General features: G+C 43.3%; 18 protein-coding genes. 8 read left to right on the plus strand and 10 right to left on the minus strand.

The features are described from left to right. Nucleotides 1–164: 164 nt before the first annotated feature. The 6 genes from HYN49_RS10755 to panB all read right to left on the minus strand — a co-directional run bounded on the left by HYN49_RS10755 (nucleotide 165) and on the right by panB (nucleotide 9,135). Nucleotides 165–4,211, minus strand: coding sequence for a PAS domain S-box protein (locus HYN49_RS10755; protein ID WP_108904120.1), 4,047 nt, complete (start codon nucleotides 4,209–4,211; stop codon nucleotides 165–167). A 144-nt stretch (nucleotides 4,212–4,355) separates the two neighbouring features. Then, nucleotides 4,356–5,684, minus strand: coding sequence for an aldehyde dehydrogenase (locus HYN49_RS10760; protein WP_108904121.1), 1,329 nt, complete (start codon nucleotides 5,682–5,684; stop codon nucleotides 4,356–4,358). A 9-nt stretch (nucleotides 5,685–5,693) separates the two neighbouring features. After that, entirely contained in the window at nucleotides 5,694–7,031 is a 1,338-nt protein-coding gene (locus tag HYN49_RS10765; protein WP_108904122.1) for a hypothetical protein, read from the minus strand. A 78-nt stretch (nucleotides 7,032–7,109) separates the two neighbouring features. Continuing rightward, complete coding sequence (locus HYN49_RS10770; RefSeq protein WP_181368947.1) at nucleotides 7,110–7,811, minus strand: RluA family pseudouridine synthase; 702 nt, start codon at nucleotides 7,809–7,811, stop codon at nucleotides 7,110–7,112. Between the two features lie 42 nt (nucleotides 7,812–7,853). After that, nucleotides 7,854–8,204 carry a four helix bundle protein gene (locus tag HYN49_RS10775; RefSeq protein WP_108904123.1) on the minus strand — a complete coding sequence of 117 codons (351 nt, stop codon included), beginning with the start codon at nucleotides 8,202–8,204 and terminating at the stop codon, nucleotides 7,854–7,856. A gap of 112 nt (nucleotides 8,205–8,316) precedes the next feature. After that, nucleotides 8,317–9,135: a 3-methyl-2-oxobutanoate hydroxymethyltransferase gene (panB, locus tag HYN49_RS10780; protein WP_108904124.1), complete on the minus strand. Its 819-nt coding sequence runs from the start codon at nucleotides 9,133–9,135 to the stop codon at nucleotides 8,317–8,319. 164 nt (nucleotides 9,136–9,299) lie between these two features. Between panB and HYN49_RS10785 the strand changes: the two genes are divergently transcribed. The 5 genes from HYN49_RS10785 to HYN49_RS10805 all read left to right on the plus strand — a co-directional run bounded on the left by HYN49_RS10785 (nucleotide 9,300) and on the right by HYN49_RS10805 (nucleotide 16,024). Beyond that, nucleotides 9,300–10,538 (plus strand): flavin monoamine oxidase family protein, encoded by a 1,239-nt coding sequence (locus HYN49_RS10785; RefSeq protein WP_108904125.1) that lies wholly within the window; start codon nucleotides 9,300–9,302, stop codon nucleotides 10,536–10,538. Between the two features lie 184 nt (nucleotides 10,539–10,722). Next, nucleotides 10,723–11,835: a sensor histidine kinase gene (locus HYN49_RS10790; RefSeq protein ID WP_108904126.1), complete on the plus strand. Its 1,113-nt coding sequence runs from the start codon at nucleotides 10,723–10,725 to the stop codon at nucleotides 11,833–11,835. Then, nucleotides 11,828–12,514 carry a response regulator gene (locus tag HYN49_RS10795; protein WP_108904127.1) on the plus strand — a complete coding sequence of 229 codons (687 nt, stop codon included), beginning with the start codon at nucleotides 11,828–11,830 and terminating at the stop codon, nucleotides 12,512–12,514. The genes HYN49_RS10790 and HYN49_RS10795 overlap by 8 nt, the downstream gene beginning before the upstream one ends. A 106-nt stretch (nucleotides 12,515–12,620) precedes the next feature. Further along, on the plus strand, nucleotides 12,621–14,561 hold the full coding sequence (locus tag HYN49_RS10800) for a KUP/HAK/KT family potassium transporter (protein ID WP_108904128.1): 1,941 nt from the start codon (nucleotides 12,621–12,623) through the stop codon (nucleotides 14,559–14,561). A gap of 152 nt (nucleotides 14,562–14,713) precedes the next feature. After that, a complete protein-coding gene (locus HYN49_RS10805) occupies nucleotides 14,714–16,024 on the plus strand; it encodes an outer membrane beta-barrel protein (RefSeq protein WP_108904129.1) in 1,311 nt (436 codons plus the stop codon). A gap of 92 nt (nucleotides 16,025–16,116) precedes the next feature. Here the strand turns inward: HYN49_RS10805 and HYN49_RS10810 are convergent, their stop codons facing one another. Beyond that, nucleotides 16,117–17,544 (minus strand): L-serine ammonia-lyase, encoded by a 1,428-nt coding sequence (locus tag HYN49_RS10810; protein ID WP_108904130.1) that lies wholly within the window; start codon nucleotides 17,542–17,544, stop codon nucleotides 16,117–16,119. A gap of 198 nt (nucleotides 17,545–17,742) precedes the next feature. On the opposite strand from HYN49_RS10810, the gene HYN49_RS10815 reads away from it, so the two are divergent. From HYN49_RS10815 to HYN49_RS10825, 3 genes are all read left to right on the plus strand, one after another. Then, nucleotides 17,743–18,636: an EamA family transporter gene (locus HYN49_RS10815; protein ID WP_108904131.1), complete on the plus strand. Its 894-nt coding sequence runs from the start codon at nucleotides 17,743–17,745 to the stop codon at nucleotides 18,634–18,636. A 246-nt stretch (nucleotides 18,637–18,882) separates the two neighbouring features. After that, the gene (gene dnaK, locus HYN49_RS10820; protein ID WP_108904132.1) at nucleotides 18,883–20,772 is read left to right on the plus strand and encodes a molecular chaperone DnaK; all 1,890 of its coding nucleotides are present in this window, start codon (nucleotides 18,883–18,885) and stop codon (nucleotides 20,770–20,772) included. A gap of 147 nt (nucleotides 20,773–20,919) precedes the next feature. Continuing rightward, nucleotides 20,920–21,534, plus strand: coding sequence for a hypothetical protein (locus tag HYN49_RS10825; RefSeq protein ID WP_108904133.1), 615 nt, complete (start codon nucleotides 20,920–20,922; stop codon nucleotides 21,532–21,534). Between the two features lie 32 nt (nucleotides 21,535–21,566). Here HYN49_RS10825 and HYN49_RS10830 read toward each other — a convergent pair whose 3' ends face one another. The 3 genes from HYN49_RS10830 to HYN49_RS10840 all read right to left on the minus strand — a co-directional run bounded on the left by HYN49_RS10830 (nucleotide 21,567) and on the right by HYN49_RS10840 (nucleotide 25,119). Further along, entirely contained in the window at nucleotides 21,567–23,360 is a 1,794-nt protein-coding gene (locus HYN49_RS10830) for a M56 family metallopeptidase (protein WP_108904134.1), read from the minus strand. A 2-nt stretch (nucleotides 23,361–23,362) separates the two neighbouring features. Continuing rightward, entirely contained in the window at nucleotides 23,363–23,728 is a 366-nt protein-coding gene (locus tag HYN49_RS10835; RefSeq protein ID WP_108904135.1) for a BlaI/MecI/CopY family transcriptional regulator, read from the minus strand. 173 nt (nucleotides 23,729–23,901) lie between these two features. Next, nucleotides 23,902–25,119: an MDR family MFS transporter gene (locus HYN49_RS10840; RefSeq protein WP_108904136.1), complete on the minus strand. Its 1,218-nt coding sequence runs from the start codon at nucleotides 25,117–25,119 to the stop codon at nucleotides 23,902–23,904. Between the last annotated feature and the right edge of the window lie 61 nt (nucleotides 25,120–25,180).

Below are 25,180 nucleotides of genomic sequence, written 5' to 3' on the forward strand. Positions count from 1 at the left end.
GTGTTTTTTTAACAGCGTCAAAAGTATGAAAAAATATGGGAAAGTCGAAAGGTGGAAGTCGAAAGGTGGTGAATGCAGTCTTAAGATCCGTTTTTTGACTCTTTTTTAAGACCACATAAACTGTAATATTGCTTTTCTCCCAAACTTTCGACTTTGAGGCTCTTTCATGGATTCGTTTCCACCTTTGGCTTCCACTTCCTGATAATTGCCTCGATAGAACCTTTAATGATGGGTTTGGTAATGTAATCATTCATTCCTGCGTCAAGGCAGCGGTCGCGTTCCTCCTTTACAATGCCTGCCGTAAGTGCTACAATCGGTACACTGTCACCATGCGCAAGTTTCCTGATTTCTGACGTGGCTTCATAACCATTCATTACCGGCATCTGCACATCCATAAAAATAAGGTCGGGGGTGTCTTGCAGGAACTGTTCTACTGCAATGGCACCATTATTGGCTTCGGTAAGCATGACATTCGGGACAATGTTTTTAATAATGGTCTTGACCAGCAGCATGTTGATATTATTGTCTTCAACGACCAGTATTTTCAGTTTGTCGGATATGGTTTCATATGCAATCGCATCGTCGCTGTTGGTTTCAGGTACGGTATTTATTTTTTCTTTTGAGGTTTTCAGCGTGATATCAAACCAGAAAAAACTTCCTTTTCCGGGCTCGCTCAGCAGTTCAAGCCGGCTGTGCATCAGCCCGAGCAATTGGTTTGAAATGGTAAGCCCCAGGCCGGTGCCGCCGAATTTCCGTGTCGTGGAATTGTCTTCCTGTGAAAAAGCGGTGAATATCTTGGCCTGGTTTTCCTTTAAAATCCCAATGCCGGTATCTTTAACGCAAAACCGCAGCGTACGTTCTGAATCTTGTTTTTTGGAAACTGAAATGACTTCCAGTTCGATTTTGCCACGCTCGGTAAATTTGACCGCGTTGCCCAGCAGATTGAAGAGGATTTGTTTCAGCCTGACCGAGTCTATCCAGACATATTTGTTGATGTCGTCCGATATTTTTAAATGCAGTTCGATGCTTTTCTGGCTTGATTCGAAAGAGATAAGGTCGATTACCTGATCCAATAGTTCACGCAGGTCGTGCTTCTTGATTTCGAGTTCCAGTTTCCCGGCCTCGATTTTTGAAAAGTCCAGTATGTTGTTGATGATTTCCAAAAGCGAATTTGCCGACTGGTTGATCGTGCCCATATATTTTTGCTGGATCAGCTGCAGATCCGTTTGCATCAGCAGGTCTGTAAAACCGATGATGCCGTTTAAAGGCGTACGGATCTCGTGGCTCATATTGGCAAGGAAATCTGACTTTGCCTTATTGGCCGCTTCTGCCACTTCACGCGCTTTGACGGCATTTTCGTTTTCCTTCCTTTCAGTAATATCAATGAAAATCCCTTCCACAAAAGCCACTTCATTTTCAATAATAATGAAATCCCCGAATTCCTCTACCCAAACCAAATCCCCGCTTTTCTTCTGCAGGCGGTATATCACATTGAAAGGTTGTTTGTTCTCCAATGCTTTTTTGATTACCGAAGCGACTTTGGGCTGGTCATCAGCATGGATCAGGCTGGTGTAGCGCACACGGTTTTCAAGGAAATCCGATTTGCTGTAGCCGGTCAGTTTCTTGATCTGGTCGTTGATATACACTTTGGACCAGTTTTCATCATTTTTGAAAAGATATACCGTTCCTGGGATATTATTGGCAAGCAGCCTGAATTTTTCCTCACTTTCATAAATCATGTTCTCATTGATGTTGCGCTCGAGCGCCGCCGAAATATTGTTGGCAAGGGTTTGCAGGATATAAATCTCGTCCTCGGTCCAGTTCCTTTCGAAAGCGCAGTCATCAAAACCTATAAATCCAGTGAATATATTTTTCCTGAAGATCGGGATGATCAGGATGGATTTTATTTCATTGTCAACAAGCAATTTTTTAAAGAAAGTATCCTGCAGTTCGCGGGTGTGGGTGTAAAACGTTTTTTTAATGCGGATGCTGTCCGTGATTTCCCTAAGGTTTTCGTGGGTAAATTTCTGCAAAGTTGTAATCTGCAATTCTACACCCGCTTTTGCCCACTTGATTTGCTGGCTGATAAGATTTGTCTTTAAATCATTCTCATAATAATAAATATGGTCCGCATTAGTGGCTTTGCCGATGATTTCAAATGCCTCGGTGAACATATCGTTCGTGTCGATTTTCAACAGGAATTTATCAGTGCATAAAGCTACCGCCGACAGCAAATCGCTTTTATAAGCCAGTTTCACTTCTGCCTTTTTCCTTTTCTGGGCTTCGATCGCAAGGGATATGATGTCGGAAACCGAGCGGATAAAGTTGATGTCCTCGTTGTCAAAATCCTTTTTATTTGTAGCTTCGAAGCACAATACGCCGGCAATTTTTCCATTGATGATGATCGTGGTATCCAAAAGTGATTTAATCCCTTTTTCTACAAAATAATTATCACGGAATTCTTTGGTTTCCCTGTGGTTATTGACATCAGAAGCCACAATAATCTTGTCGTTTTCAATCGCCCGGAAATAAATTGGCACATTTTTCTTTTCAAAAATGCGGCCTTTTGAAAAGGAATTGGTGTTCAGATCAAAAAGGCAGCTGCATACAATTTTATCGGTCTGGTATTCCCAGAAACTCACCCGTTCGACATTCGTGTCGCGTGCGGCGCTTTTCAGGATCATCTGCAATATGGTGACGAGGTTTTTATGGTTGATATAATTGGTCGTAGAAAGCTTATTGATCGTGGCATTGTATTTTACGATTTTTTCCTGCCTGCGCTGGTTTTCCATTTCGATGTTCTTAAGTGTCGTAATGTTGCGCGCAATGCCCGAATAGCCTAAAATCTGGCCTTCATTGTTTTGGCGCATGATCACTTTTTGGGAAACCCATAGCTCTTCGCCGCTTTTGGTTGTAATCGGGAATTCGATGATCGGGAATTCACCTTCATTTACCGCCAGCGTTTCATAGAATTCTTTCATATTGGACATGTAGTCGGGTCGGATGAATTCAATATAATTGCGTCCGATAATTTCTTCTTTGGCATAGCCCAACAATGAAATCGTGAAGTCATTTATAAATGTAAAATCCCCGTCGTCGTTGACTTCAAAGATGATATCGGTAGCATTTTCAATCAGGTTCCGGTACTGGTTCTGGATTTCAATCTGGCTGGTAACGTCCTGTCCCATCCCGATGATCAGGTTCTCGCTGTACTTTTTGTCTTTCCACTGGATGAATTTGTACTCGCCATTTTTGCATTTCAGTTTTCGGATATACAGCCTTTCATCGATATAATTATCATGGTATTTTTCACCGATGAATTCCGGATCTTCCGTAAGCTTCCAGAAATTCAGGCCCATCACTTCCTTTGGCGAATACCCTAAAATGGAATGGATACTGTCACTGCAATACGACAATTCGCCTTTTACGTTCGTGCCGACAATCAGCGAGTTGCCTTTGTTCACAATCTGGTCTGCAAAAGCAAAACGGTCCTGCGAATTCAGCAGTATGATCTGGCGTATGTAGTGGATTACGATGATAAAGAAGAATGAATACAGCAGTGTCAGCAATATGTTTGTCCCGACGATATTCTTGATGTGAAGCACAAAAAGCATCGCTGCAAACCCAGCGATAAAGGCCCAATAAGATTTCAATGTCTGGAAAATGCTGGGTGCAAAGAAGAAGATAATCAGCAATTCAGCAAAAGTCACCAGCTCAAAAGGGTGGAAAGTAAGCTTGTAAATGACATAAAACGTCAGCGCGATGTAATTTGCGATAAAAATGGTTTTAAGGTGTTTTTTGAGAAACTCTTTTTTGTCGCTGTAATAATAAATGATCAGCAACAGTAGACCCATAAAGGAATTAAACCAAAACTCGCTGTGTTTCCGGACACTGAAAATTTCGAGGAACAATTCGGTGACAGGAAACATGACACCGAAAAACAGCAGGTAAAGCCGGTACTGATTGTTGTCAATATGGTTTTGTAAGGAAGAATGAAATTCGCGTTTTGAAACAGACAATTTTTTAAGTGCCCATAAAAAAACGAAGCTCATGCCTACAAAAATAATCATAATAAACCACCATTCTGATGTGATGGCTTTCGGCGAAATTTCAAAAAAAAGATGGTTTTGAAATGAAGGAAATACCTTCGTTGTGAACAGGAAGCTCAAAGCGATCAGTGTTTTGCTGAAATTTATTTTTTTGAGATTCATGATGTATTCGCTGCCTTTGTAAAAATGTTACTTACAAAAATTTTGGTTACCTGCGATATAGTAAAAATACAAAAAAACCAACGACAGTGAAAAATACGCGCCCATTTATATTGATAAATTGCGAGTTTCTTAATTTATTAACAGCTAAAACCATTCCATTATGCGCTTAATCCACTTCAGCTTTTTGCCATAAGGGGCATAGCGTATTGTAATATCAATCCAGCTTGCTTTTTTCAAAACTGATTTTTTATGGCTGAAGGTATCAAAGCCGTATTTCCCGTGATACATTCCCATTCCGGACTGCCCAACTCCCCCGAAAGGAAGCCTCTTATTCGAAAAATGGACCACAGTGTCGTTAATACAGCCTCCGCCAAAGGAATAATGGCGCAGGATCCGCTTTTCGAATTCCTTATTTTCAGTAAAAAGATATAGAGACAGTGGTTTTTCATACCTTCCCAGTGTCCGGCGGATATCATCCTCGTTTTCATAGGTAAGGATGGGAAGGATTGGCCCGAAAATTTCTCCTTTCATTAAAGCACTTTCTACGTTGAATTCGTCGATAAGGGTAGGGGAAAGGTAACGTTCAGCTTCAACAGATTGCCCACCATACAGGATTTTATAAGGCTCGATCAATGCTGTCAGCCTTTTCCAATGGCCGCTGTTGATGATGCGGGCAAAATCCGGGGAAGCTTCAGGATTTCCACCATAAGCTTGTTCCATTTCGGCTTGCAGCAGAGCAATCAGTTTACCCTTGATTTTGGTATGCACCAAAAGATAATCCGGCGCAATACAGGTTTGCCCTGCGTTCATGAATTTCCCCCAAACGATACGCCTGGCCGCGAGCTTCAGGTTGGCCGTATGATCGACAATGCACGGGTTTTTCCCACCCAGTTCCAGCGTTATGGGCGTGAGGTTTTCGGCAGCAGCTTTTGCAACGATTTTCCCTACAGCAGTACTGCCGGTAAAGAAAATATAATCCCATTTTTTCTTAAGCAGATCAGCAGCAATTGTAGCATCACCCAATACGGCCACCACATGTTTTACATCGAAAGTTTCCCGGATGATTTTTGACACCAAAGCGGATGTTGCCGGAGTAAGCTCAGACGGTTTGAGCACCACCGAATTCCCGGCAGCCACAGCGGCGATCAGTGGCAGGAAGGACAGTTGGAACGGATAATTCCACGGCGATATGACCAGCACTTTGCCGTAAGGCTCGCTGTAAATATAATCGCGCGACGGGAAATTGAGCAGCGAGGCACGAACCTTTTTAGGTCTTGCCCATGACTCCATATTTTTAATGGTATGTTTTAAATCCGAAATCACAATCGAACTTTCGCTCATAATGGTTTCGAAAGCAGGTTTGCGGAAGTCCTTATGCAAAGCCTCCACAATATCGGCCTGGTGGAGCAGGATATTGTGGAGGAGCTTTTGAAGTGTTTCTTTCCTGAAACGTATGTCGTGGCTGAAATGCATCACCCGATATTACAAGAACCCGAAACGGTAACCGAAGTAGGCATCGGCCTGTTTTCCGTCGCCAAGGGCAGTCAGGATGGAGTTCGACCCCAGGTAAAATCCGGACAACCTAAATCCGAAACCTGCCTGTGTCCCTGAAATCTCATTGAATGAAACTGGCAGGAATGCTTCGAAAAACGCCAGGTTTACCCTTGGTGTGATGGCAAAGATGTTTTGTGAAGCGACTTGTTTGTTATCGTCATCCTTATTCATTTTTTGTTGCATGAACAGGGTCACGTTTAGTTTTGAAACGATATTGTAATCGGCATAAAGGTTTAAGACCGTCGGCAATTTTACTTTAAAGTCGCTGGTCTCAGAAGTTTCTGTGAACATCTCCGGATGGCTCAATAACACATCTTCTACATCAGATAAACTTTCGGCATTTTCAAATTCAGATAAATCGAGGGACTGTCCGGCTGACATATCCAATGTATAATTGGTTGACTTATTGTCGTCAGACTTGAACGTCATGCTGCCCATATTTTTGATTGCAGCGCCCACTTTCAATTTATATGTAGAACCTGATTTCCATTGATAGTCAAAACCAATATCGGTAGCCATTCCTTTAAGGTCGCCAAATAACGAACTCGTGTAATCACTTGCATCGGTGAAACTTTCAGCAAAATTTCCCGAATAAGCAATATTGACATTGGCGTGGCCATTCGTTAAAACGGGACTTCCTGTGCCATAGTTGATGTTTCCTGAAAAGTTTCCGGCACCCATGTTGGCGTAAGAACCCGGAAACAATAATTTCAGGGTGATACCTCCACCAAATCGGTGTTTTTCATTTTCATAAATTTTTCGTGCTGCAGAAAAACCGACTTCTCCCCACACAGTAGCGTTTACACGTTGGTTTCCAGAGTTGGTGATGATGGCTGCCGCGGTAGTGGCATCAAGATCGTTATTGGTAACGGCACGTCCAAAATCCGAATTTACATCGATTACGTTTGCCGTGATATGCCCGCTTGCCGAAATACCAAACCCCCATCCAAGGGCTTTAAAAGCAAATCCAGGAAGAGCGATTTCTGCATTCGTGGTAAAATCAACCGGTTCACTTCCTGAAAAAATAAGCGCTTCCAGGTCATCACCGTTAACAATGTCGCTAAACCCGACCTTATTGCTCGAAGCGTTTACGCTAAGCCCGAAAATCTGGACTTCAAAGCGGCTGCCGAGATTGGCGAACTCTGACGGGTTCATATTTCCATTCAGGATTCCCACGCGTTTGGAAGTGGCAAGTCCTGCAAAATGTTCCTGCGCAACAGCAGGGAGTGCTAAAAATGCACAAAATAATAGCGTAATTTTCTTCATAAGTAGATGTTTTTATTGGTCCAAATATATGAAAACTGCTTTTGTTTTTAACAGTTTATTATGAATTTTAGAATCATTTCAGATTGCATTCCAGATTGGGTCATCGGGTGTAGGCGCTTCGATCATCAGAGGTTCCCTGGAAACCGGATGCATAAATTGTAGCTTGCGGGCATGCAGGTGTATGCCACCGTCAGGATTGCTGCGCTCTGCACCATATTTCAGGTCGCCTTTTATGGGCGATCCAATGGCGGATAACTGGGCCCGTATCTGATGATGTCGCCCTGTGTGCAAGGCAATTTCGAGTACGGTATAATGCTGTAATTCTTTAATAATGCTGTAATCGAGGCTCGCTATTTTGCTTTCAGGAACTTCTTTGAGATGGGCTTTGGAGGTATTGTTTTTCTCATTCCGCTTTAAGAAATGAACCAGTTTGTCTTCTTTTTTTGATGGTTTGTTTTTAACGACGGCCCAATACGTTTTATGTGTTTCCCGGTTCTTGAACAATTCATTAAGCCTGGTCAACGCTTTTGAAGTACGTGCAAAGACTACAATTCCCGTAGTTGGGCGGTCCAGCCTGTGCACCACGCCAAGAAATACTTCCCCGGGTTTGTTGTATTTGTCCTTGATATATTCTTTGACCACATCGCTCAGCGGCTTGTCGCCGGTTTTGTCGCCCTGCACGATATCACCTACGCGCTTGTTTATGACAATGAGATGGTTGTCTTCGTGGAGGATTTGGAGATTGTGTTTGGAGGATGTAATTTTTAGATTGTTAGACACGCTGCGCTTTAGATTATTAGACTTCTTGACTTTGTGGAAATATTACTGTAAAGTTGTGCGGAACCTTGATATCATTTTTACAATGGAATCAAGTTGATTTATTAATGTTTCCGAATTTTTATTAGTTATAAACGATAAGTCTGCTGCAATCAATAATTGTGTTTCAATTTCGTAAGCAGAGCCTATTGCAATTTCCAGAAACCTGCAAAAATCCTTATTGGAATTTCTGGAAGAACCTTCAGCTATGTTTGAAGGGATAGAAACCGCGGCACGTCGTAATTGATTAGTTAAACCAAATTTTTCATCTGAAGGAAATAAGGATGTCATCTCGTATACATTTTTGCAAAATTCCCTACTTAGTTTCCAGGCGTGTAATTCTTTAAATCGATGCATAGATATTAATTTAATGGCTTATATTTTTATATTTAGGCGACATAGTCGGATTGCATTTTAAGGACATCTTTATTTTCAAAGTCTAAGAAGTCTAAAAAGTCTAAGAAGTCTCCTAATACTGCTCCTTCTCATTCGGGAAATCCTTCCCTTTCACATCACTCACATATTTCGAAATGGCGCCGGTCATCTGTTCATACAAATCAAGGTACCTCCTCAGGAAACGCGGACTGAATTCATTATTCATCCCCAGCATATCATGGATCACCAAAACCTGCCCGTCTACGCCGCCGCCTGCACCAATCCCGATAACGGGAATGGAAATGCTTTTAGCCACCCTTTCCGCTAAATGTGCCGGAATTTTTTCCAATACCAATGCAAAACATCCCAGTTTTTCAAGCAATATGGCATCTTCAACCAGTTTTTCCGCTTCTTCTTCTTCTTTTGCACGAACGGTATAAGTGCCAAATTTATATATGGACTGCGGTGTCAGTCCGAGGTGTCCCATAACCGGGATGCCCGCATTCAGTATCTTCTTAATGGAGTCCTTGATTTCGCGTCCGCCTTCCAGTTTCACGGCATGCCCGCCACTTTCTTTCATAATCCTTATGGAAGAGCGCAAGGCTTCTTTTGGATCAGACTGGTAACTTCCGAAAGGAAGGTCGACCACTACCAAAGCCCTGTCCACGGCACGGATTACCGATGAGGCGTGGTAAATCATCTGGTCCAGTGTAATCGGTAAGGTGGTTTCGTGCCCCGCCATCACATTCGACGCAGAATCGCCTACGAGGATTACGTCAACCCCAGCAGTGTCCACGATTTTTGCCATTGTAAAGTCGTATGCGGTGAGCATCGAAATCTTCTCGCCATTGGCTTTCATGTCGACCAGCGACTTCGTGGTTATTTTCTTGTAATCTTTTTTGGCTACAGACATATGGTTTTTATTTGGTGTGTAAAAGTAAGGAATATTTTGGATACGCTGCATAAGACAGCTGCGCCCTGGACACGCTGTGCTTTAGATTTTTAGACTTCTTAGATTTAGCAAACATGTTTTCATAATTTTGTCTGAAAAGTCTAAGAACGCCAAAAATCATAAAAATGAAAACAATCATCATCGGGGCGGGAGCAGCCGGAATAATGGCAGCCAATGTATTGTCAATAAAAGGTGTTTCGGTAATCATCCTGGAGTCAGGAAACAGGATTGGCGGGCGCATCCGTACTTTTGTCCCTGATGGTTTTATCAATACGGTTGAAGCTGGTGCTGAATTCATCCACGGAAATTTACCGCTGACATTGAAATTGCTGAAAAAGGCAAAACTACCATACACCCAAGCCTCCATGAATATGCACCGTTTCAAGAACGGTAAGATCTCCAATAGCTTCGGAAACAGCAAGGCTTGGGAAAGTTTTTACGGAAAGTTGTCGCAATTGGAAGCAGATTGTACGCTTGAATCATTCCTTAAAGAACATTTTCCCGGTCCGAAATATACCTTGCTGCGTAAAGAAGTATGCGAAATGGCACAAGGACTGGACCTGGCCAATCCCGCCGAAGTCAGTTTGCTGAGCTTAAAAGAAGAATGGCTGTCCGAAGAAACGCAATACCGGCCGTTGACCGGTTACACCCCTTTACTCGAATATCTTTATAATGAAGCGGCGCAGCGGGATTGCTCGATTATCTTTAACCAAAAAGTAACCGGAATGGAATGGAAAAGCGGCGAAGTGAAAGTGATCACGGAAAATAATTCTTATGAGGCTGATTGCGTCATCGTCACGGCATCTTTAGGGATACTGAAAAATAAGGAAATCACTTTTACGCCCGATATTCCCGAATTGCCAGCCTTATTTAATAAGATCGGTTTTGGCCATGTGATAAAGGTGGCGCTTGAGTTTGAAAAACCGTTTTGGGAACACGATATTCCGGATCTGGGCTTCCTTTTTGCAGGAAAACTTACATTCTGGACGCAATTGGACCAACATTCACCGGTTCTGACGGCTTGGATCGGAAATGATGACGTTCCCTATTATGACGAGCTCACTGACGACGACATTGTCACTTCCTGCCTTGCAGAATTGACCCAGGCGTTCCCCAATACCAATCATTATTTCCGAAATGCCGCTGTTTTTCGATATACCGGGAAAACATCATTCCGCGGCGGCTATTCTTGGCCAAAACCCGAAAGCAAACCTGCCGTAAAGCGAATCAACAAGGGTTTTGGAAATACCATCTGGTTTGCGGGGGAAGCCTTCGACCCGACATTTGAAACTGCCACAGTGGAAGCGGCTTTGGAGAGCGGGAAATTTGCTGCGGGGAAGGTAATCAGAAACGCTACGCTATAGACGGCTGCGCGTTGGACACGCTGCGCTTTTGGATTTGTAGACTTTGAAAAACGGCTTTTTATAATTTCATCAGAAGTCAAGGAAGTCCAAAAATCTTTATAAAATCTTTACACCAACCTTGTCCTTTATTATAAAATACTTACAAACCTTGCCGTAACTTTGTCCCGTAGTTAAAAACTGTGTGATGAACCGTTTCTTAAGACAGACAAAATCCAAAAACCAATATGCCGTCAGCATTGTCTCGGTGACAGCGGTGTCATTACTGTGCCTGCTGATCCGGGATTTGGTGGATTATAAGGTTATCGGGTATCTGTTATTGGTAACTGTTTCACTATTGGCAATTTTCCTTGAAATATTACCGGTATTGATTGCCGCGACATTAAGCGCACTGATACTGGATTTCCTTTTTATAAAACCGTATTACAACCTCCAGATCAACAGCACTGAAGATCTGTTGCTGTTGCTGCTCTTCTTTGTCATTGCGCTGGTGAATGCAGTGCTGACATTCAAAATCCGTCGCGCAGAACAAATCGTACAGGTTCGCGAGGCAAGGCTTAGCACGATGAAATTGTACAATATATTATTGGATTCGCTTTCCCATGAGCTGCGTACGCCGATCGCTACAATTATGGGTGGCGTAGGGGCATTGCAGGAAAAATCCACATCGATGTCAGGTGAAAATACGCAGAAACTGCTTTCGGAAATGGAAAAAGCGTCGCTGCGGTTAAACCATCAGGTGGAAAACTTATTGAATATGTCGCGCCTGGAATCCGGTTACATACAACCCAAACTCGACTGGTGCGATATCAGTGAACTCATTTACAATGTCATTGACAGCCTTAAGGAAGAACTGATGTCTCATAAAATTAATGTGAGCAAACCGGATTATCTCCCACTTTTCCGCCTTGATTACGGACTGACAGAGCAGATCATTTATAATATCGTTTACAATGCGTCCCAATATACGCCTAAAGGTTCTTCCATTCAAATCACCATAGAATACAAACCTGAAGTCGATTTTGAATACCACGAAGACAAACAACTCACCTGCAACATTACCATCGCCGATGATGGTTACGGTTTTCCCGAAGCGGAAATTGCCAAAGCATTTGATCGATTTTACCGCGTAAAGGATTCCAAAACAGGTGGTACCGGCCTTGGACTTTCTATCGTAAAAGGTTTCACCGAAGCGCAGGACGGAAAAATCACTTTGCAGAACCGCGAAGAAGGCGGTGCGATGTTCAAAATCGGTTTTGCAGCCGCAGTCATGCATTTAAAAGGCATCAGCAATGAATAACAACCCTTCCATATTGGTAATTGACGATGAGAGCCAGATCAGGAAACTGCTCGAAATCACTTTGGATTCTGACGGATACCGGACTTTATTCGCTGCCACTGCAAAAGAGGGCATCCTTGCTGCCGCCAACCATCCGCCGGATATGATCTTACTGGATTTGGGCCTGCCTGATGATGATGGGCAAAATGTCCTTATAAAACTGCGCGGCTGGTTCCGCAATCCGATCATCATCCTGACCGTAAAAAACGCAGAAGCTGAAATTGTAAAAGCCCTCGACAATGGCGCGAATGATTACCTGACCAAGCCATTCCGGACACAGGAATTGCTGGCGCGTATCCGGACTGCATTGCGAAACGTAAGCCTTCAGATAAGCGAACCTTTAATTTCATTCGGAGCAGTAACCGTCGATCTCGCAGCGCGTTTGGTCAGGAAAAACGGCGAAACCATCAAGCTTACCGCCACTGAATATTCCTTACTGGCCTTAATGATTAAAAACGAAGGCCGCGTACTCACGCACCAGTCCATACTGAAGGAAGTGTGGGGAAATGCGTATGCCGACCAGACGCAATACCTCCGGGTTTTCGTGGCGCAGCTTCGTAAAAAGCTCGAATCAGATCCAAACCACCCGAAGCATATATTGACCGAATCCGGAATCGGATATCGTTTTAACACGGGATAATACTCTTTTTATTTTATCGCAATCAACGCATCAGAAGTGATAAAACTTTATGATACAGGTTTCCTATGCCTGATTTTTTCAACTATCAATTTCAAATATTTTCAATATGAATGCATCCACTTTTCAGAAAATCAGTGCCGCATCGCTGCTGGTAGCGCTCGGGATTATTTATGGCGACATCGGCACGAGCCCGCTTTATGTCATGAAAGCCGTAGTAGGCGAGCGCCCGATTACCGAATTGCTTGTTTATGGCGGCGTGTCCTGCGTGTTCTGGACGCTTACTTTTCAAACGACTTTCAAATACATTTTCCTGACGCTTTCCGCAGACAACCATGGCGAAGGCGGGATTTTCTCATTATATGCTTTGGTAAAGCGCTTCGGTAAAGGAAAACTGGTGATCCCAGCTATTTTAGGCGCCACCACTTTACTCGCTGACGGCATCATCACGCCACCAATGTCTGTAGCGTCAGCCGTGGAAGGTCTCGAACCCATTGTCCCGAATTTACCTACCATGGCGATCGTCATCGCGATACTTTCCGGGTTGTTCTTTTTCCAGAGGTTCGGTTCGCAAAAAGTCGGGACTATTTTCGGGCCGGTGATGGTCGTATGGTTTTCAATGCTGTTGGTTTTGGGAATTTCACAAATTCTTCACCATCCTGAAATCCTGAAATCTTTAAATCCGATGTATGCATATGAGCTTTTAATGCAATATCCAAAAGGGTTCTGGTTGCTTGGTGGCGTATTCCTTTGCACTACCGGGGCCGAAGCCTTATATTCCGATCTTGGGCATTGTGGGAAAAAGAACATACGAATCACATGGATTTTTGTAAAAATCGCTTTGGTTGCCAATTACCTTGGCCAGGCCGCGTGGCTGATGACTCAGGGCAATCCCGAACTGGCCGGAAGGAATCCGTTTTATGAAATCATGCCGCAATGGTTCCTGATTTCGGGGATTATTATTGCTACAATGGCTACGATTATCGCTTCGCAGGCGCTAATCAGCGGTTCTTATACTTTAATTAATGAAGCGATTTCACTGAATTTCTGGCCGCGCGTTGCCCTGCGCAATCCAACCGACCTGAAAGGACAGATTTACATTCCGTCCATCAATACCATACTTTGGATTGGCTGTGTATTGATGATTTTATACTTCAAGAATTCGACGCATATGGAAGCTGCCTACGGTTTCTCGATCACGATCGCCATGCTGATGACGACGCTTTTGCTGACCTATTATTTATTTTTCATCAAAAAGATGAAAGCCGTCTGGGTGCTGTCGTTGCTCGTATTGTTTACAGTCATTGAAGGCTCGTTCTTTTTGGCCAATATAATTAAGATTAAAGAGCGGTGGATGTTCCTGTTCTTCGAGCTGTTCATTTTCATGGTGATGTACGTATGGTATTATTCCCGAAAGATCAACAACCGTTACCTGAAGTTTATCAACCTGGCCGAACAGGCGCCATTGCTGAAAGAACTCAGTGAAGATGACGCCATCCCGAAATATTCGACACACCTTGTGTATTTATCCAAAGCCGACAAGAATTACGAAATTGAAGAAAAGATCATCAAATCCATTTTTTCAAAAAAGCCGAAGCGTGCCGATGTATATTGGTTTTTCCACATCAACCGTGTTAACGAACCCTATGCTTTGAATTATGATGTCATCGAACTACTGGATGATAAAGTGATCAAGATTGTTTTAAATGTCGGTTTCCGCGTGCAGCCCAGGGTGGAATTGTATTTCAAGAAAATTGTCTTCGACCTGGCGCGCAATAAGGAACTCAACCTCCATATCCGCCCTGATGGTGCTACGAAATACAATCCGGAGCCTGATTATAAATTTGTCATTCTGGAAAAATTCCTGTCGGTTGAAAATGAATTTGCGGTGCGCGATGGGCTGCTATTGAACGCCTATTTCGTATTGAAACACTTATCCATTTCAGATGCAAAGGCTTTTGGCCTGGATAAAAGCGATGTGGCCATTGAGAAAATCCCGATCGTGTACCATCCGGTGAATAAATTGGAATTGGAACGAAAAATTAATTAGAGTTAAGGATTTTAAGACCGCTGCGCTTTAGGACCGCTTCCGCTTTAAGATTTTGAGATTTGTCTTACAGATTTATTTCTATACAATCTTAAAATCCTATAGTCTTAAAATCCTATAGTCTTACAATCCTATAATCAATATAAATAACAATTATGAAAACACTATTGATCGCTGCATTAACAGCACTCACACTTAGCCTTTCGGCACAAAGCGATTCCACAACCGTAAAAATCCCTTTCCAGAACATGGATTTATCCTGGATCAATGGGCAAAACCGGCAGACCGATTTCCCTTTGACATTAAAGGACGGATCCGGCGAAACCATCCTCACCGGCGTTGCTTACCTCGATACATACATCAATTATGACCTCCGAAACCCAATCGATAATACCCATACGATTTCATCCTCGATCGGGCGCAATAATGAGTTTACCTTAAACCTTGCCAGTATTGGCATTGAAACCAATTATAAGAACATCATCGGACGGCTCTGGCTGCAGTATGGGCAGATGGGTTCTATCATACAGGATCTTGATGCTACCGTTGCGCATGGAAGGAATACGTCAATCGATAACTTGAAGAACATCCGCGAAGCGGCTGCAGGATATCACTTTAATACCTGGCACGGAGTGAATGTGGAGATGGGTATCTTCATGAGTTATATTGGGCTGGAGAGCTATATAACACAGGAAAACTGGTCGTACCAGCGCTCGATGGTGTGCGATTTTACGCCGTTTTACTTTTCAGGGGCGCGACTGCAGGCTTTTCCGTCAAAGCATTTCAAAACCGAATTGTGGCTGCTCAACGGTTGGCAATCCTATAACTCATGGAATAAAAGCATCGGAGTGGGGAACTCAAATTATTACCGCCCGAACGAAAACCTGCAACTGGTTGCCAATTTCTATTACGGCAACGACAGCCGGACTTCGGTAAACCGGTTCCACCATGACAATAGTATTGTTATGCGTTATTATAAGGATGCACGGAGCGAGGGAATTTCTCAGGGGGCATTCAGTTTAAATACCCATTATGGATTCCAGCAAGGGGCAGGGGTAAAGGCTTCTGCACAATATATGACAGGCGCTTCGTTAAGCAACCGGTTGTGGTTTTACAAAAATAAATTCGCGGTCACATTACGCGGGGATTTTGTAAAGAATCCCGGGCTCTATCTTGCGTTTTCGCCATCTCCGGTCACGCCGAACGATTTCACTGATGCTATTGCGAATGACTCCAGCCAGGATTTAACCATTTATCAGGGCACCATCACTTTTGATATTATGCCCTCGGATTTTGTGACTTTCCGCCTTGAAGCGCGTTACCGCAAATCCGACAAGCCTTATTTTGCAGGACATGGCGGCACAACATCCCCGGATGGCTGGGTTGATACCCCGGTTGGCAATTGGCGTCCGGATTTGGTGAGGGACGAAGCCGGAATAACTTTGGCAGTGAATTTTAGGTTGTAATGAGACATGTTGCGCCACAAAGACACTTCGCTACAGACAAAATCTAAAGCGAAGCGTGTCCAAAGGCGCAGCCGTTTCTGAAGCGAAGCGTTTTAACAATCCGCCATATTCACAGCGATTGCCAATCCACCTTCAGAAGTTTCCTTATATTTTGAGTTCATGTCTTTAGCCGTCTGCCACATCGTGTTGATGACTTTATCCAAAGGAACCTTGGCGTTCTTTGCATCGGTTTCCATGGCCAGTTCGGCGGCGTTTATGGCCTTGATGGCGCCCATGGTATTTCTTTCAATACAAGGAATCTGGACCAATCCACCGATGGGGTCGCAGGTCAGTCCGAGGTGGTGTTCCATCGCAATCTCTGCGGCCATTAAAACCTGTTCCGGCGTGCCGCCCATGACTTCGGTTAATGCCGCTGCCGCCATAGCCGACGACACCCCGATTTCGGCTTGGCAGCCGCCCATAGCAGCGGATATGGTAGCCCCTTTCTTGAAGATGCTGCCGATTTCTCCGGCCACCATCAGGAACTGCTTGATTTCCTTTTCCCCGGCGTCGTGGTTTTCAATGACGAGATAATACATCAATACAGCAGGGATGACGCCCGCACTGCCGTTTGTAGGTGCTGTGACGACACGTCCTAAAGCGGCATTGACTTCATTGACGGCGAGTGCGAAACAGCTGACCCATTTCAGGATCTGGCGGAATTTGACTTCGGTTTTGCGTATCGATTCAAGCCATTCCTGCGGATTGCTGTAATTGGCCAGCCCGATCAGATTCTGGTGCATGTCGAACGCGCGGCGACGTACGTTGAGTCCGCCCGGTAATATACCTTCCGAATGACAGCCAATGTACATGCATTCGAGCATAGTATGCCATATGCGCAGGAGTTCTTTGTGGATGTCTTCTTCACTGCGCATCGATTTTTCGTTCTCATAGACGATTTCGGAAATGCTGCGGTTTTGCTGTTGGGTATAAATCAGCAATTCTTCTGCATTTTGTATCGGAAAAGGGAAAGCGCACTTGATCTCCATTTTCTTTTTTGCGTTCGGGCGGTCTTCCTTGACTACAAATCCGCCACCAATAGAATAAAATGTGGAAATATATTCGCTGCCATCATTGAGAAAAGCCGTAAACATTAATCCATTGGCATGGAAAGGCAGGAAGTTCTTGTTGAAGACGATGTCCTGCAGGAACCAGAACGGGATGTTGTGTTCACTGCCAAGATGGATCTCGTGATGATCCTCAATCGATTTGATGATGCCGGAAATATTTTCCACCGGAATGTATTCAGGGTCCTGTCCGCTGAGCCCGAGCATTACGGCGAGATCAGTAGCATGTCCTTTACCGGTAAGCGAAAGCGAACCGTAAAGATCCACTTTGACGCGTTCGGTTTCATCGAGAATTCCTTCAGTACGGAGTTCCGCGAGGAATCTTTCTGCGGCGCGCCAAGGGCCAAGTGTATGTGAACTGGATGGGCCAACGCCTATCTTAAGCATATCAAAAACCGAAATACATTCTTCCATGGCAAAATGATGTTAACTACGCAAATATAAACGAAAACGTTTGAAACCGCTATTTAAAAGAGTAGATTGCAAACCGACTTTTCGAAACTGGCTGAGGACTGCGCTGATTATAAATTGACTTGGCTATTTTCATTATTTCAATATATCGCTGTCCGATGTAGGGATATACTGCATTACCTTTGCCGCAGAATTTACGTTATGCGCTTCAATAGATATTACGCTTCGGCACTGACTGCTTTTATAATCTGGGGATTTTTCAGCCTAGTGCTAAAACCCTTACATGATTATCCGTCGATGGACATTTTGTTTTATCGGATTTTCTATTCGGTAGCATTGTTGCTGGGGATTAATTTGATTTTCCGGCGCGAAGTGTTGAAGAAGGATTGGCAGATCTGGAAAGCGATGGGCGGAAGGCAAAAGAAAACTTTGGCTTTTATGACCGTTGCCGGCGGAATGCTGCTCACGGCAAACTGGTTTATCTTTATTTATGCCATCAATCACGTGAGTTTGAAATCGGCTTCATTTGCGTATTTGATCTGCCCGATTTTAACCACGATCCTTGCCTTCTTTATCTTAAAGGAAAAACTGAATAACATGCAATGGGCGGCGATTGGCTTAAGCGTCATCAGTTGTGCCCTTTTGTCCTACGGAAGTTTAAAGGATTTACTGTACAGCCTGGTCATAGCACTCACATTTGCATTGTATCTCATTATCCAAAGAAAATACAACCATTTTGACCGCCTGGTCGTTTTGAGTTTGCAGATTATGATCACGGCCATATTATTATTGCCCTTATTTCCGAAATATGGCGGGCCGTTGCCGACGGAATTTTTATTTTATTTACTGATTGGAATCATTGCGGTGTTCTTTACAATTATCCCGTTATTCTTAAACCTTTATGCATTGAAAGGTATGGATTCCTCACGGGTCGGGATATTAATGTACATCAATCCGATGATTAATTTCCTGCTGGCCTTCTTCTATTTTAAAGAAGAAGTAAATTTGATGCAGGGATTGTCTTATGGATTGATTTTGGTTTCGGTCGTTATCTTCAATTTGAAAGTACCCGCGCGAAGTACGACAAATCCCTAGCCCCGATGGAAGCGGCATCCTTTTTCCGGCTCCTTTAGCCGGTAAAAGATACAGCGGACAGCGGGAAATTGCTCCTAAAAATATCTGTGCCCTGCGCTTTGTATCCTGCACCCAAAATGTCATGTTGTCATATTTTGTCAATCCAACTGACAATTTTCAGACCATTTTTATCATGGCATAAAGATTGTTATATACGGGTCAAGTTCAAAAATGCAAACTCACATAAAATTTAAAACAAATAAAAAAATGGGTAAAATAATCGGAATTGATTTAGGAACAACGAACTCTTGCGTATCTGTAATGGAAGGTAACGAAGCGGTAGTAATCCCTAACTCAGAAGGAAAAAGAACAACGCCGTCCATTATCGGATTCGTAGAAGGCGGTGAAATTAAAGTGGGTGATCCTGCCAAAAGACAGGCGGTGACCAACCCGACAAAAACGATTGCTTCAATCAAGCGTTTCATGGGACACACATTCTCTGAAACTCAGGATGAGGCGAAAAGAGTTCCTTATTCAGTAGTGAAAGGCGATAACAATACACCACGTGTGGACATTGACGGCCGTTTGTATACTGCACAGGAATTGTCAGCAATGACGTTGCAGAAAATGAAAAAGACCGCTGAGGATTATTTGGGGCAGACCGTTTCAGAAGCGGTAATTACTGTTCCTGCTTACTTTAACGATGCACAGCGCCAGGCTACAAAAGAAGCTGGTGAGATTGCAGGTTTGAAAGTAATGCGTATCATCAACGAGCCTACTGCAGCAGCTTTGGCTTATGGTCTGGACAAAAAAGGACAGGATCAGAAGATTGCGGTTTACGATTTGGGTGGAGGTACTTTCGATATCTCGATCCTGGAATTGGGTGATGGCGTTTTCGAAGTATTGTCTACAAATGGTGACACGCACCTTGGTGGAGACGATTTCGACCAGGTCGTAATTGATTGGCTTGCTGACGAATTCAAATCGGAAGAAGGTATCGATCTGCGTCAGGACCCAATGTCATTGCAACGTTTGAAAGAAGCGGCTGAAAAAGCGAAAATCGAATTGTCCTCTTCTGCTGAAACTGAAATCAACCTGCCTTATGTGACCGCTACGGCATCAGGACCTAAGCACCTGGTGAAAAAACTGTCACGTGCTAAATTTGAGCAATTGGCAGATTCATTGGTAAAACGTTCTATGGAACCGGTTGCAAAAGCGTTGAAAGATGCTGGTTTGTCTACTAAAGATATCGATGAGGTAATCCTTGTCGGAGGTTCTACACGTATTCCACGTATTCAGGAAGAAGTAGAGAAGTTCTTCGGAAAGAAAGCCTCTAAAGGCGTAAACCCTGATGAGGTTGTGGCGATCGGAGCTGCAATCCAGGGCGGTGTATTGTCAGGCGATGTTAAAGATGTATTGCTTCTGGACGTAACGCCGTTATCATTGGGTATTGAAACTATGGGCGGGGTTTTGACGAAATTAATTGAATCAAACACCACCATTCCAACTAAAAAATCCCAGGTGTTCTCTACCGCAGCTGATTCACAGCCTAGTGTTGAAATCCACGTGTTGCAGGGAGAACGTGCCATGGCTGCTGATAACAAAACCATCGGGCGCTTCCACTTAGACGGTATCCCGCCTGCGCCAAGAGGTGTTCCGCAGATTGAAGTGACTTTTGATATCGATGCCAATGGTATCATCAAAGTTTCTGCAACTGATAAAGGAACAGGAAAATCACACGACATCCGTATCGAGGCATCTTCAGGCTTGACACAGGAAGAAATCGAAAGGATGAAAAAAGATGCTGAAGCCAATGCTGACGCGGATAAAGTAGCCAAAGAAAGGATTGAAAAACTGAACGAAGCCGATGGAATGATTTTCCAGACTGAAAGTCAGTTGAAAGAGCTTGGCGATAAATTATCTGACGAGCACAAAACGGCTATCGAATATGCTTTAACCGAATTGAGGATGGCACACCAGAATCAGGATTTAGAAGCTATCCAGAAAGGTCTTGACAACATCAACGCTGCGTGGAAAACTGCCACTGAAGCCATGTATGCCCAAGGCGATCAACAAGGCCAGGCACAACCAAACGCGGAGCCACAAGGTGAAGCTGCGGACAATGTACAGGATGTTGATTATGAGGAAGTGAAGTAAGCTGCAGGATTTTAAGACTGTAAGACTTTAAGATAGAAAGCGCGGGAAACAAATGCCGCGCTTTTTTTTATGGTATTAAACCAATATGATGTTCGGTCTTCCGTTTATATTTTTTCGTAAATTCGGGAAGATTAAAAAAAATACGCTATGAAAAAGATTGCCTTGTTGTTGATGTTGACATTGTTTACGGTTTCAGCAAATGCACAGAAAAAGAAAGCCGCTGCAAAACCTGTTGCTAAAGCCGCTAATGTTTTGGCGAAAGCCGACAACCTGACTGCCGAAATCCTCAAAGGTAGTTTCGTGGTCTTTGTAAGCAATGGCAAAGCAAAAGATTCGTTATTTAGCCGGCGGTTTGATGCCGCTAAGACTTTGCCTATGGATGCGAAGATTACGCCGTTCAAAGCCAAAGGCGTGTCCTTACACGCTATAAGCTGGACGCAGAAAAATGTGTCAGAAACGAAATTGAAAAACGAGGAAGCGCTGACGACCTTCACTGAAATCTGGGATGTGGCGGCCAAAAAGCAGATTATCGTAAACAGCCAGATTACTACTAAAGTCAGTGAGATCGTATATCTCGATAAAAATCAAACCGTTTCCGAAACCCAGCAGAAAATGCGCCGGGAAGGTTTTGAACTTACCATTACACCGGAAGGAGATCTCGTGCTGAAGAACAAAACACAGGAAAACAGGATGACATATGATGCGGCACAGCAGAAGTTTGTAAATGTTGCGACGCCAAAAGCTGCACCGAAAAAGAAATAAAAAACGCCGGATATATGTCCGGCGTTTTGTCATTATTTAAGTTGCATCAGTACTTTTGTGTTTTTATTGTCTTTGTCATCAGGATTTGCGGACTCGACAATCTGTATGGATTTAACCCTTCGGAGATCGAGGCCTTCCATGGTTTCGTTTGCATCATCATACCTTACGCCATTAATAATAAGTACAAGGTTACTGTCTGTAAAATCGACTGATGCAGCGCCAGGAACTTTCATTTTTGATTTGCTGAAAAAGACGGCTTCGTCACCATTCTCGAGCGTTATGGTGGTTGGAGCCGATATCTTATTCGGTTCTTCTTTTCCTTTTTTATTGAAAGCAGAGGTGCCGTGGAAGATGAGCACGCCGTCTTTTCCTTTCCGTCCATACCGTTTCAATCCTTCTTCAGGCGACAATTGCTCAATAAATTCGGAAGTCGTGATCACCTGGTCCTTTATCATGTCGGGATAATAATCTTTTCCGTTGATAATGTAAAGCATTTGTTTATTCGCATTGGCGCGTTGCTGTTTATTTTCGGATAACAAATCAGTCGCAGATTGCGCTTCTTTACGGATAGGTGTAGCATAAATGCTGTCTTCCTCGCGCCCGGGATTATGAATCACTAAACCATTGCTATTTTTTGTTGCAGTACTGAAACCAAAATCTTCTTTGCCGTCCGGCGCAACATCTACATAAATCGTAAAAGGGTCAATAGGCATCTTTCCGGACACTTCATATTTTTTAGTGATGCCGTACCTGTTTTTAAGCGTTACCTTCAGTCCGGTAATTTGTTTAAGCGCATTTGCTTTGTATTCTGAAAACTGCAGGGTGGCACCGAATTCATCTTTAAAGAACGCAGTCATTTCGTTCAGGTCTTTTTCTGCGGAAGCGGCGTCCACATGAATTTCGATTTTTGACACTTTGGGATCGTTTGTCATCACTTTCGGTTGCTTGGTCTGCGCTATGACTTTCACCTGAAACTGCAGCATGAATAGCAACAATGCCGGAATTGCGACTCCGTACTTCAATAAATTACTGCTCCTGGATTGTTTTTTGTTTAACATAATAATTCGTTTTTTGATTAATGATTGATAAAAAGGATTGGTAAATGACAGGCAGTTTTCCCTGGCAGTCACTTTTAATAACGTGATTTGGTAATTTTTCCGGTCTGTAATCAGGCGGTTGGCTTCCGCATCGGCTATGAATTCGAGGTTCTGGACGAGTTGCTTTTTATACAGCCAAATGATGGGATTGAACCAGAACAAGATGCACAAAAGCCTCATAAACATCATATCTATCGAATGGTATTGCCGGCAGTGTGTCTTTTCGTGCTCAAGGATATGTGCTGACTCTGTTGCCGTGTAATGCGCGGGATTGTAAACAATATAATTGAAATACGAAAAAGGGGAGAGGTCTTCCCTCGTTTCCACAATGCGGAATTTTCCTTCGCTGCGTATTAAATTTTCCTTCAATACCTTCCGTAACTGTCGATAATCTAAAGCAAACTGCCCGATAAAAAATAAAGCGCCCACCGCATATATTACACCAATAATCATAAGCCAGTTGATGGGTTCATGGGTTTGCGGGACAATTGACTGGGAATCCATAATCATCGGTTTCGCTGTGTTTTGGACAGGCATCGCAATGGCTTCCATCCAAACTATTTTAGTATAAGTAATCCATGGTAAAACTATCGAAACCAACAATCCGCTTAACAGAAAAAAACGGTTCGCACGGAAGAAAGTCTCTTTTCGCAACAACACATGATATGCAATTGAAAAGAACAGGAGCAGGCCGGCAGACTTCAGGGTGTATGTGATCAGTAGGTCCATAATCAGTCTTTTTTATTTTCGCGTTCCACCATTTCCAAAATCTCCCGGAGCTCTTCGGCAGTAATCTTATTTTCTTTTGCAAAAAAGGAGACCATATTTTTATAAGAGCTGTTGAAATAATTCTCAATCGTGACATTCATCGATTTCTTCTTGTATTCCTCTTTCGAAACCAATGGGTAATATTGATATGTTTTCCCAAAGGAATGGTGCGCGACAAAACCTTTGTCCTCCAGTATCCTGACGAATGTGGAAAGCGTGTTGTAATGCTGCTCTCCGGGAATCTCGGCCATGATTTCCTTAATGAAACCTTTTTCAAGCTTCCAGAGCGCCTGCATGATTTCTTCTTCTTTTGTGGTTAACTTCTGCATATTGGTTTTCTTTGAAACAAATATAACTAATTATTTAGTTATAAAACTAATTAGTTAGTTAATTATTTTAATATTTGTAAATAAGCACTTTAGCAGAAGAGGAAAACTGCTTTGGGAATAAGAAAATAAGTTTTGAAAAACAGCTGCGCAATAAACAGGAATTGCAAAAAGTATCAGGCAGCTTCCAGCTTCAGTAGCTTCTGTAGGTAAGCACAACAGAAAACAGCCATGATGCCTAATGTTCCCATAAAAATCCAATTGGCCTGGTATCCGTAAAAATCAATGACCACCATACCGAGTTTGGAACTGCCAATGTGCGCAAGGCTGAAACTCATCGTAAACAAAGCCATATAACGCCCCTCATGTCCTTTAGGCGCACGGCTTAATGCAAATGAATTGGAGAATGGGAAAATAAACATCTCCCCGAAAGTGATGAAAAGGATGTTGATGACAAGCACGCCAACCCATACATTCCAAAGCAAAGCAAAAAAACCTGTTGCCATCATCACCGAACCCCAAAGGATCAATTTGATCTTATGCACATTCTTTCTTTCAAAATAGCTTACGATGGGCATTTCCAAAAGGAAGATCAGGAACCCGTTTAAGGTCATCAGAAGCCCGGTCTGTAACTCAGTCAAACCGTATTGCTCATGATGATATAGCGGCAAAGTGGAAAATATCTGGAAGAAAATCATCGCCGTGGAAAAACTCACAAACAGGAATGCCCAGAAAATCCGGTCCCTGAAAATCGAATCGGCAAAAACTTCGCCGGGATGTTCCTTATCCGTAAAAGCCGACTTTTTCTTTTCCTTTACCAACAATGCAAATGCTGAAATCGCTATAACACACGTCGCTCCGTCAACCCAAAACAGTCCCTGGTATCCAATATTCATGATAATCAACCCACCCAAAGCTGGCCCGGCGGCAAAACCAAGGTTAATTGCCAGGCGGACCAAAGTAAATGCCCGAGCACGATTTTCAGGCTTTGCATAGGTGCCAAGCGAGACAAACATAGCCGGACGAAACATATCGGCAATAGTCATAATAGTAAACATACCGATGCACAATCCCCAAAAGCTGGTGATATATTGCAGAACGAAAAATAACATTCCACTGGTAAACAAACTGAAAATCATGATTCTGTAAAACCCTATCTTATCTGATAGTTTACCTCCAAGAAAAGATCCCAACATCGATCCAAGTCCGAATGCCACCATAATCCAGCCCACCTGTGCATAAGTAAAATGCAGGTTTTCCTTCAGGTATTTCGAAAGGAAAGGCAGTACCATTGTGCCTGCCCTGTTGATGAAAGTAATGATGGTGAGAATCCAGACTTCGCGCGTGAAGCCCTTGAAATTGTTGAAGTAACGCTCTAAACCTTTTCGCAGCATTTGTTTTTGGTATTGGCGTAAAGGTACGGAATGCACGATGATTTTTAAACCGTCACACAGG

The sequence above is a fragment of the Flavobacterium pallidum genome, assembly GCF_003097535.1.
Taxonomy (GTDB): domain Bacteria; phylum Bacteroidota; class Bacteroidia; order Flavobacteriales; family Flavobacteriaceae; genus Flavobacterium; species Flavobacterium pallidum.